Annotated in this window: 7 protein-coding genes; 3 read left to right on the top strand and 4 right to left on the bottom strand. The window is 69.6% G+C overall.

The features are described 5' to 3' along the window. The first annotated feature begins 97 nt into the window (after positions 1 to 97). The gene (locus PKH97_RS09265) at positions 98 to 1,762 is read left to right on the top strand and encodes a hypothetical protein (RefSeq protein ID WP_324387120.1); all 1,665 of its coding nucleotides are present in this window, start codon (positions 98 to 100) and stop codon (positions 1,760 to 1,762) included. 100 nt (positions 1,763 to 1,862) lie between these two features. Beyond that, on the top strand, positions 1,863 to 3,779 hold the full coding sequence (locus PKH97_RS09260) for a M3 family metallopeptidase (RefSeq protein WP_324387119.1): 1,917 nt from the start codon (positions 1,863 to 1,865) through the stop codon (positions 3,777 to 3,779). Between the two features lie 128 nt (positions 3,780 to 3,907). On the opposite strand, the gene crcB is transcribed toward PKH97_RS09260, so the two are convergent. The 4 genes from crcB to PKH97_RS09240 are packed head-to-tail and all read right to left on the bottom strand — an operon-like array spanning position 3,908 to position 8,560. Beyond that, entirely contained in the window at positions 3,908 to 4,279 is a 372-nt protein-coding gene (gene crcB / locus PKH97_RS09255; RefSeq protein ID WP_324387118.1) for a fluoride efflux transporter CrcB, read from the bottom strand. Then, positions 4,276 to 4,719 carry a CrcB family protein gene (locus PKH97_RS09250; RefSeq protein ID WP_324387117.1) on the bottom strand — a complete coding sequence of 148 codons (444 nt, stop codon included), beginning with the start codon at positions 4,717 to 4,719 and terminating at the stop codon, positions 4,276 to 4,278. The genes crcB and PKH97_RS09250 overlap by 4 nt, the downstream gene beginning before the upstream one ends. A gap of 50 nt (positions 4,720 to 4,769) precedes the next feature. Further along, on the bottom strand, positions 4,770 to 6,764 hold the full coding sequence (locus PKH97_RS09245; RefSeq protein ID WP_324387116.1) for an ABC transporter ATP-binding protein: 1,995 nt from the start codon (positions 6,762 to 6,764) through the stop codon (positions 4,770 to 4,772). Continuing rightward, a complete protein-coding gene (locus PKH97_RS09240; RefSeq protein WP_324387115.1) occupies positions 6,761 to 8,560 on the bottom strand; it encodes an ABC transporter ATP-binding protein in 1,800 nt (599 codons plus the stop codon). The genes PKH97_RS09245 and PKH97_RS09240 overlap by 4 nt, the downstream gene beginning before the upstream one ends. 73 nt (positions 8,561 to 8,633) lie before the next feature. Here PKH97_RS09240 and PKH97_RS09235 point away from each other — a divergent pair. Then, a partial coding sequence (locus PKH97_RS09235) for a DUF294 nucleotidyltransferase-like domain-containing protein (protein WP_324387114.1) occupies positions 8,634 to 10,262 on the top strand: 1,629 nt, incomplete at its 3' end.

Raw genomic sequence — 10,262 nt, 5'->3', positions numbered from 1 at the left:
CGATGCGGCCGGAGGCGCCGAGCACGATGCCGGCGGCGACAACCAGGGCGGCAGCGGGGACGACCAGCGCGCGGCCTGCCGAGGCGACTAGCCGGTCATGCCGGCGCCTTTCCAGCCCGCAGCCGATGCGCGGCGCAGCCGGTGGGTTCAGCCCGGCCTGACGGGCCTATCGCTCGCCGGACTCATCCTGGCCGGACTGCTCGGCGACAGCGCCGCCAAAGTGGGGCTGGGGCAGCGCGGCTGGGCGCCGGGAGCACTGCCGTGGGCCCTCGGATCGGGGGCGACGGCGGCGCTGGTGGGCACGGCATACGTGCTGGGCGGGGTGGGTCTGTGGCTCGGGCTACGGGCGCCGCGCGCCGTACCCACGGCACTCGTGATGGTGGTGGCCGCGGCGGCGTTGGTGTCGATGCCGGTCGGGTCGGCCGATCATACGAATTACGCAGCCTATGGGCGGATCGCGCTGCACGGGGGCGATCCGTGGACGGAGTCGCCGATCGCGTGGGCGGGCGGGCACGATCCGGTGACCAGCGCGGTGCAGCCGCCCTGGCAGACGACGCCGAGCATCTATGGGCCGTTGGCGACGCTCGGGCAGGTCCTGGCGGCGTGGATCGGCGGCGACAACCTGCGGCAGGTCGTCTGGGTGTGGCAGTGGCTGATCGTGGTGGCCTGGCTGTCGACTCGGTGGCTGCTGAGGCGCCTGTTCCCCGGCGCGCACGGGCACGTCGACGTGCTGTGGACGCTAAATCCGCTGGTGGTCGGGACCGGGGTGCTGGGGGCCCATGTCGACACGCTCGCCACTCCCCTGATGGTGGCGGCTCTGTTGGCTGGTCGCCGGGCGGGGTGGCGCCCTGCGGTCGCGGCCGGTATGGCTGCGGGGCTGGCGATCGGGATCAAGGTGACCGCCGGTGTGGTCCTCGTCGCTCTAGGGATGGGATGGCTTCGCGACGCCCGCTCCGAGCGCAGGGTCCTCGCGGCACGAGCGCCCGGGGGGCCTCGCGGTCGTGGCGCGGTCGTCGCAGGGGACCTCTGGGGCAGGATCGCCATGGGGCGCTACGTCGCCGCCGCCGTGGGCCTGCTCGTCGTGATTGCCCCCCTGCAATGGTGGGCGGGCCCGCATGCCTACGACCAACTGGGGCGGGCGCGGCGCTCGATCTCGCTGGCGACGCCCTGGCGCAAGGTCTATGAATGGGGTGGCGGGCACCTGGCCGATGCGACCTGGCGGTCCGTGGTCTTCGCGGTCGCGGGGGTGGTCTGCGTGGTGCTCGCGGGGTTGTGCTGGCAGGTGCTGGACCGGGCGCGGTCCGACAACGCCGGTGCGCCAGGCGCCGGCCCGGTCGGCAGCGGTGCGACCGCGTCGACACGCGCAGTGGGCGCTGGCTCTGCGGTATCCATCGCCCTGGCCCTGTCGTTCGCCTATGCGGTTGGGGCTCCCTATGTCTTGCCGTGGTACGACCAACTGGTCTGGGCGTTGCTGCCCGGCTTCCTGGCCGGCGCGGCCGCGCTCGGCTCGCAAGGCGCGGCTGGGGGCGTGGCGGTGCTGACGCGCGCGTGGATCGCGCGCGGGGTGGTGGTCGCGCTGGCATACGTCCCTGGACGGGTGGTTGGGATGAGCGCGCGCGTCGAGGAGTTGACGCTGATGTGGCGCCGCGACGTGGCGCCCCTGGCCGCGCTCGCGGTGTGGGTGGTGCTGGTCTGGCTGACCCTCGGGCGGCCAGGCATGAAACCCAACCGGCCCCCTGCGACCCCACCCAGCACAGGTTAGGCGTCCTGCAGCAGGGTCTACCGTGCTGGAGGTGACCTAAACGCTGCTAGCAGAGTTTAGGGACAGGGGTTGAGCGCGCGCTCGGGTTACGGTTGCGGGCGTGTCTATCGAGCCTGAGTCCCTGCCCGCCGACCCGGCCGCGTGGGAGCCGTATGTCCGTGAGCGCGTCGGCGCCAGCCTGGCGACCGCGCGCTTGATCGTCGAGCGCCTCAAGGACGGCACACCGCGCACGACGGCCGAGACTCTCGCTCTATGGAATGACGGCGACATCGCCATCGCGCACGCCAGTGGTGCCGCGGGCCTGTTCGCGCAGGTCCACCCAGACCTTGGTGTCCGGACGGCTGCGGAGGACGGCACCGTCGAGATAGAACGCTTCCTGACCGGCCGGGCGCTCGATCGCGAGCTCTTCGACGTGCTCGCCGCGCTCGACACCCACGGCCTGGACGCCGACGCAGAGCGGGTGCTGCGGCATACGCTTCGGGATTTCCGGCGTGCCGGCGTCGACCGGGACGAGGCCACGCGGGCGCGGCTGGCCGCGATCAGCGAGCGGCTGACCGAACTCGGCCAGGACTTCGGACGCGCCATCCGCGATGACGTGCGATCGATCCGCGTCGCCCCCGATCGGCTCGCCGGGCTGCCGCAGGACTTCATCGACGCGCATCCCGTCGACGCCGAGGGCCTGGTGACGATCACCACCGACTATCCCGACGTCATTCCGTTCCGCACCTTCGCCCACGACCGGGCGGCGCGGCAGGAATTGGTCAGCGCCTTCAACAACCGCGCGTGGCCGCAGAACGACGCCGTCCTGCACGAGATCCTCGATCTGCGCGCCGAGCTGGCCGGGCTGCTGGACTATCCGAACTGGCCGGACTACGACGCCGAAGTCAAGATGATCGGCTCGGGCGGCGCCATCGGCGCGTTCATCGACCGGATCGCCGGCCTGGCACACGCTCCGGCCCAGCGCGAGCTCGCCCTGCTTCTCGAGCGTGCCCAGCGCGATGACGCCGCGATCGAGTCGATCACGAGCGCCGATTCCGCCTACGTCCTCGAGCTCGTGCGGCGCGAACGATTCGACGTGGATGCGGCGGCGGTGCGCGGCTACTTCGACTTCGCCGCGGTGCGGGCCGGGCTACTCGATGTGACCGGCCGGCTCTTCGGGATCACGTATGCCGAGCGGCCCGACGCGCCCGTCTGGCACCCCGACGTCACCGCCTACGACGTCCTGCGCGACCAGGCGCCGATCGGCCGGATCTATCTCGACCTCCATCCGCGAGAGGGGAAGTTCAAGCACGCTGCGCAATTTGATCTCGTCTCGGGGGTCTCGAGTCGGAACCTGCCCGAGGGTGCGCTGGTCTGCAATTTCTCGCGCGGGTTGATGGAGCATCAGGACGTTGTGACCCTCTTCCACGAGTTCGGCCACTTGATCCATCACGTGCTCAGCGGCGATCAGCAGTGGGTGCGATTCAGCGGCGTGGCCACCGAGTGGGACTTCGTCGAAGCCCCCTCCCAGCTGCTGGAGCAATGGGCGTGGGACGCGGGAGTGCTGGCGACTTTTGCCCGCGATGGCGAGGGCACGCCCATACCGGCGGATCTGGTGGCGCGGATGGTGGAGGCGCACGAGTTCGGCAAGGGACTGCAGGCCCGCACCCAGATGTTCTATGCGGCGACGTCCTACTATCTCCACCTCGAGCGGCCGGCCGATCACACAGCCCGCGTCGCGGAGCTTCAGAGGACGTATGACGCGTATGCCCGCCTCCCGGACACCCACTTCCAGGCCTCCTTCGGGCATCTGGACGGCTATGGCTCGGGCTACTACACCTATATGTGGAGCCTGGTCATCGCCAAGGATCTCTTCACGGCTTTCGACCCCGCCGCGCTTTTCGACACTCGGGTTGCCGGCCGCTATCGGGACCACGTGCTCGCCCCCGGCGGCTCGCGCGATGCGGCCGACCTGGTCGCCGCCTTCCTGGGCCGGCCCTATTCCTTCGACGCCTTCGGAGCCTGGCTCGCCGGCTGACGCTCGGCCGGCCCAGGCACGGGCAGCCGGCCATCGCCGGTCCGTGCAGGGGCTGGCCTTGGGCAGAGGTCTGGAGCGCTCGGCCTGTTGTGCGCCGGTCGGTAGCACCCGGCAAAACACGCCCGCCATCAGCCGATCGAGCCGGCCCACCAGCCCAAGGCGGCGCCGAGCACGGACCCGGCGAGGGTGAGCACGGCATACGTGATCCCCGGCCGCGGACCGTCGGCCTCCCACAGGCTTAGCACGTCGACCGAGGCGGTGCTGAAGGTCGTGAATCCACCGCAAAACCCCGTCCCCACAGCGCTTTCCACTGCCGCTGGGAAGCCCGCATGCCGCACCGCCAGTCCGGTGACCAAGCCGAGAAGGAAAGAGCCACCGATGTTGATCACCAGGGTGCCCAGCGGTAGGGCGCCACGCCGGTGCCGACAGATCAGCCCCTCGACCGTGAACCGCGCAATGGCCCCCAGCCCGCCGGCCACGCACACCAGCAGCAGACTCATCCCGCGGCCACCCCGCCTGGCCGAGCCCGCCGCTGCGCGACCCGCATTCCGGCCGCCGCCGCGAGCCCGCCGAGAAGGACGGTCGCCACGGCATACGTGATGGCGAGGAGAGCCGGTGACCGAATGGTCTCGACGGCGAAGGTGCTATAGGTCGTGAAGCCACCCAACACCCCCGTCCCCAGGCCAAGGCGAGCCGAACGGCGCCACCCCGTGTCCGGGCCGCCGAGCGCGAGGGTCTGCAGCAATAGCCCGAGAAGGAAGGCCCCGGTGACGTTGATACCGAAGGTGGCCCACGGCCACTGCCCCGCCCGGGCGGGGAAGACCTGCTCCACCAGCGCGCGCGCCAGCGTGCCGGCCGCGCCCCCCGCTGCGACCAAGGCCAGTATGCCCGGTCGCCGAGAGGCCGGGTGCGCCCGCGAGCCCTGACCGGCAGTCGTCACGGACAGTCCAGGCGCGATTGTTGCGGAAGGCAGCCGGCCATGGCTCGAGGCTAGCCCGCCTCGGCCATGGCGCCGGCGAACTGTGCGGCATACAGGCGGGCGAAAGGTCCCCCGGCAGCCAGCAGGTCGGCGTGACCGCCCTGCTCCACGATCCGGCCGTCCTCCATCACCAGTATCAGGTCGGCGTCGCGGATCGTGGAGAGCCGGTGGGCGATGACGAAGCTGGTCCGGTCGGTGCGCAAGGCGGCCATCGCGTGTTGGACGAGCAACTCGGTGCGGGTGTCGACCGATGACGTCGCCTCATCGAGGATCAGCAGCGCGGGGTCGGAGATGAACGCCCGCGCGATGGTGAGCAACTGCTTCTCCCCTGCGCTGATATTGCTCGCCTCGGAGTCAAGCAGGGTGTCGTAGCCGTCCGGCAGCGAGTGCACGAAGCGATCGACGTAGGTCGCTTGGGCGGCCGCGAGCACCTCCTCTTCCGTGGCCCCCGGCTTCCCATAGGCGATGTTGTCGCGGATGGTGCCGGCGAAGAGCCAGGTGTCCTGCAAGACCATCCCGATCTCGCTGCGCAGGTTGTCGCGCGTCATCTCGGTGATGTCGACGCCGTCGAGGGTGATCCGGCCGCCGTCGAGTTCGTAGAACCGCATGATGAGGTTGACCAGGGTGGTCTTGCCCGCGCCGGTCGGACCGACGATTGCCACCGTTTGACCCGGCTCGACGACGAGATCGAGGTGTTCGATGAGGGGGCGGTCCGCGGCATACGCGAAGCTGACGTCCTCGAAGGCGACGCGGCCGTGCGGGTCGTCCACCCGGACCGGATCGGCGGGGTCCGGCTGCTGCTCGGGAGCATCGAGCACCTCGAAAACCCGCTCCGCAGAAGCGACTCCGCTTTGCATCAGGTTGGCCATCGACGCCACCTGCGTCAGCGGCTGGGTGAACTGGCGCGAATATTGGATGAAGGCCTGGACGTCGCCGATGCTCATCGAGCCGTTCGCGACGCGGACACCGCCAACGACGGCGATCGCCACATAGTTGAGGTTCCCGACGAACATCATCATCGGCATGATCAGGCCGCTGACGAACTGGGCGCCGAAGCCGGCGTCGCGCAGCGCGTCGTTCTTCTCCGCGAAGCGGGCGCCGACCTCGTCCTGACGGCCGAAGACCTTGACCAGGCCGTGGCCGGTGAAGGTCTCTTCGACGATCGAGTTGACCTCTCCGGTGCTCTTCCACTGTTGGACGAAATATCGTTGTGAGCGCTTGCCGATCACGGCCGTGACGCCGATGGACAGCGGGATCGTCGCCAGCGCGAGCAAGGAGAGCAGGGGCGAGACCCAGACCATCATCGCCAGCATCGCGATGACGGTCAGCAGGGAGGTGATCAGCTGGCTGAGGGTCTGTTGCAGGCTCTGGGCAATATTGTCGATGTCGTTGGTGACCCGGCTGAGCAACTCCCCGCGCGGCTGAGAGTCGAAGTAGGACAACGGAAGTCGCCCGAGTTTCTCCTCGACCTGCCGCCGCAGCCGGTAGACGCTGCCGTTGACGACCTCGACGATGATCCGCGCCTGGGCCCAGCTGAGCAGGCTGGCGACGGCATAGAACCCGAGCGCAAGCAGGAGCACCCGAGCCACCGCGCCGAAATCGACGCCCTGCCCCGGGATGACGTGATCCATCGCCTCGACCATGGTGGCGACCTTGTCCTCACCCCGGGCTCGGAGCATGGTCGCGAACTGCTGGACCGTGAGGTTCGCGGGGATCTGCCGCCCGAAGAGGCCGGCGAAGATCAGGTCGGTGGCGCGGCCGAGAATCTTGGGCCCGACCGCCGAGAGGCAGACCGAGACGACGGCGAAGGCCATGGCCGCCCAGACGAGCGTGCGCTGGGGGCGCAAGATACCGAGGAGGCGCTTGGCCGAGGGCACGAAGTTCTTCGACTTCTCGGCCGGCTGGCCCATCCGCATGTGCGGCGGGCCGCTGCGCTGGGCGGCTCCTGCCGGGCCGCGCCGCGCTTCGGCGGCCTTCTCCTCCTCCGACTTGATGACGTCGCTCATGCGGCGTCCTCCATGACGGCCTGGGACGCCACGATTTCGGCATACGTCGGGCAGGTCTCGATCAATTCCGTATGCTGCCCGCTCCCGACGATCATCCCGTCCTCTAAGACGATGATCTGATCCGCCGCGATGATCGTCGAAACGCGTTGCGCGACAACGATGACCGCGGCATCGTGGGTGACGGGGCGCAGCGCAGCGCGCAGGCGGGCGTCGGTGGCGAGGTCGAGCGCCGAGAAGGAGTCGTCGAAGAGGTAGATCGCGGGCCGCCGCACGAGTGCTCGGGCGATCGCGAGGCGCTGGCGCTGCCCGCCGGAGACGTTCGTGCCGCCTTGGGCAATCGGCGCGTCGAGTCCGCCCGGCATGGCTCGGACGAAGTCCGCCGCTTGGGCGATGCGCAGCGCGTCCCAGAGTTGCTCGTCAGTTGCGTCGGCATCCCCATAGCGCAGGTTGCTCGCGACGGTGCCGCTGAAGAGGAAGGGCTTCTGCGGGACCAGGCCGAGATGACGCCAGAGATCCTCCTGGGCGACATCGCGCACGTCGAGCCCGCCGACGAGGACCGCGCCCTCGGTGACGTCGTAGAGGCGGGCGACCAGCGAGACGAGCGTGGTCTTGCCGGCTCCGGTCGAGCCGATGACCGCGGTCGTCCGGCCCGGCTCGGCAACGAAGGAGACACCGGTCAGGACGGGGTGGTCGGCACCGGGGTAGCTGAAGCTGACGCCGCGGAACTCCATGCCGATGGGCGGCGGTGGCGCGCCCGTCTCAGACACCGGATCGACCGACGCGTCATCATCAGCAGCCAGCTCAGGCTCCGGGTCGATCGGGATCGGCGCGGGCGGGTCCACGATCGTCGGGACGGCATCGAGGACCTCGGTGATGCGGCCCGCCGAGACGCTCGCGCGGGGGATCATCATCGACATCATCACCCCGAACATCACCGACATCAGGATCTGCATCAGATAGGTCATGAAGGCCGTGAGCGCGCCGACCTCCATCTGACCGTTGTCGACGCGGTGCGCGCCGAACCAGAGCACCGCCACGTTGGCCCCGTTGAAGACGAGCATGACCAGCGGGAAGACCATCGAAAAGAGCCGGCCGACCGCGAGCGCCGTGCCGGTATAGGTCGTGTTGGCGTCGTCGAAGCGCGCCTCCTCGTGGGGCTCGCGCACAAAGGCGCGCACCACCCGAATGCCGGTGATCTGTTCGCGCAGAATGCGATTGACCACGTCCACCGACTCCTGCATGCGCCGGAACCACGGCAGCATCCGAACGACGATGGACCCGACGATGACCCCGAGCAGCGGCACGGCGACGGCGACCAGCCAGGAGAGACCGACGTCCTCGCGCAGCGCCATGATGATGCCGCCGACCATCATGATCGGGATCGACACCATGAACATCAGGCCCATGTTGAGCAGCGTCTGGACCTGCATGACGTCATTGGTGTTGCGCGAGATCAGCGTCGGCGCCCCGAAGCTCGACAGCTCTTGCGCCGAGAAACGCCCGACGCGTTCGAAGACCTCGCGACGCAGATCGCGCGCCACCCCCGCCGACGCGGTCGCCGCCGCCCAGGCGACGCCGATCGTCGCGACGATATTGACGATGGAGACCGCGAGCATGATCGCGCCGGTGCGCAGGATGTAGGCGATGTCTGCGGGCACGACGCCCTGGTCGATGATCTGGCCGTTCAACGACGGAAGATAGAGGCTGCTCAGGGTCGCAACGAACTGGAGCACAAGGATGACGGCGACCGGCACGGCATACGGCCGCAGGTGCGATCGGATCAGTCGAAGCAACATGGCCCGGACAACCTACGCCCGCACCGGCGGGGGGCGCCACGCCATTCCGCAGCGAGTTTGCCACCATGGACTCATGGCCCTCGATGTGGAGCTCGCCGAGATCCGCGACTTCCTGCTCGCTCACCCACCCTTCGAGTCGATGGCGCCAGGCGCCGTGGAGCGGCTGGTGCGCCGGCTGCGCGTCGAGTACTTCCGGCGCGGGACCGCGATCATGGTCCCGGGCCGCGACAACCTGCACCTGTTCATCGTGCGGTCGGGGGCCGTCGACATGCACGATGCCGTCGGCACCCTCGTCGACCGGGGCGAGGTCGGGACGTGCTTCGGGTCGACCACCCTGCTCGGCGGCAACCCGTCGACCTTCAGCGTGGTCGCCATCGAGGACACGCTGGCGCTGGTCATGGACGCCGCGACCTTCGCCGAGCTGTGCAGCAATGCGCCCGGCTTCGAGGAGTTCTTCGACTCCCAGCGCGCGCGGCGGATGGCCGGTGCGGTCGCTCTCCAGCAGGCCTCGAACTCCGGCAGCGCCGTGCTCAAGACCCGCCTGCGCGACATGGTCAAGCGCGAGCCGGTGACGGTCGGCCTCGACGCCACGATCCGGCAGGCGGCCGCGGTGATGGCTGAAGCCGGCATCTCCTCGCTGCTGGTCATGGACGGCGCGCGGTTGGCCGGCATCGTGACCGACCGCGACCTGCGCAACCGGGTGCTCGCCGTCGGTCTCGATCCCGCGGGCCCGGTCAGCGCCGTGATGACGACCGAGCCGGTGACGGCCCGCGCGGACGGTCTGGCCTTCGAGGCGTTGCTGGAGATGGTCGGCCGCCGCATCCATCATCTGCCGCTGGTCGAAGACGGCCGGGCGCTGGGGGTGGTGACGACCACCGACTTGATGCGCCTCGAACATGCCAACCCCGTCTATCTCGCCGGCGACATCGCCAAGCAGGAGAGCGGCGCGGCGATCGCCAAGATCGCGGCGCGGTTGCCGTCCGTGGTGGAGTCGCTCGTGGCGCAGGACGCCAGCGCCGCCGACATGGGGCGGATCGTTACCACCGTCGGCGACGCCATCGAGCGGCGGCTGATCGCCCTCGCGGAGGCCAGGCTCGGCGCCCCGCCGGTGCCCTATTGCTGGGTGACGCTGGGCTCGCGAGCACGCATGGAGCAGGCCCTGGCGGCCGACCAGGACAATGCGCTGATCATCGATGACGCGGCCACATCGGCGGACAAGGAGTACTTCGCCGAACTGGCGAGGCTGGTCAGCAATGCCCTCGTCGAGGCGGGCTATCCCACGTGTGCCGGCGACGTCATGGCCACCAACCCGAACTGCCGCCTCCGCCTGAAAACGTGGCGCAAAGTCTTCACCGACTGGATGACCGCACCCGTGCCGGAAGCGATCCTCCGGGCGAGCATCTTCTTCGACATGCGCCCGGTCGCTGGCGATGCCTCGCTGTATGCCGAGTTGGCCGAGCAGGTGCGCACGCAGGCTCCCACCTCGGCCCGCTTCCTCGCCCACCTCGCGGGCGCGGCCGTGCTGAACGAGCCGCCGATCGGCTTCTTCCGCGGCTTCGTGCTGGCCAAGGAGGGTGCCCACCGAGACACCTTGGACATCAAGCGCGGCGGTATCGGTGCGGTGGTGGATCTGGCCCGCGTGCACGGGCTGGCCGTGGGCAGCCCGGCGCAGAACACCGACGAGCGGCTCGCCGCCGCCGTC

The sequence above is a fragment of the Nostocoides sp. genome, from assembly GCF_035343835.1.
Classification (GTDB): Bacteria; Actinomycetota; Actinomycetes; order Actinomycetales; family Dermatophilaceae; genus Nostocoides_A; species Nostocoides_A vanveenii.
This window is presented reverse-complemented; position numbering and strand designations above follow the sequence as displayed.

Excerpts from the sequence above, each read along its gene's own strand:
- PKH97_RS09265 (WP_324387120.1), top strand. The coding sequence starts at position 98 with ATGCCGGCGCCTTTCCAGCCCGCAGCCGATGCGCGGCGCAGCCGGTGG.
- crcB (WP_324387118.1), bottom strand. The coding sequence starts at position 4,279 with ATGAGTCTGCTGCTGGTGTGCGTGGCCGGCGGGCTGGGGGCCATTGCG.
- PKH97_RS09245 (WP_324387116.1), bottom strand. The coding sequence starts at position 6,764 with ATGAGCGACGTCATCAAGTCGGAGGAGGAGAAGGCCGCCGAAGCGCGG.
- PKH97_RS09240 (WP_324387115.1), bottom strand. The coding sequence starts at position 8,560 with ATGTTGCTTCGACTGATCCGATCGCACCTGCGGCCGTATGCCGTGCCG.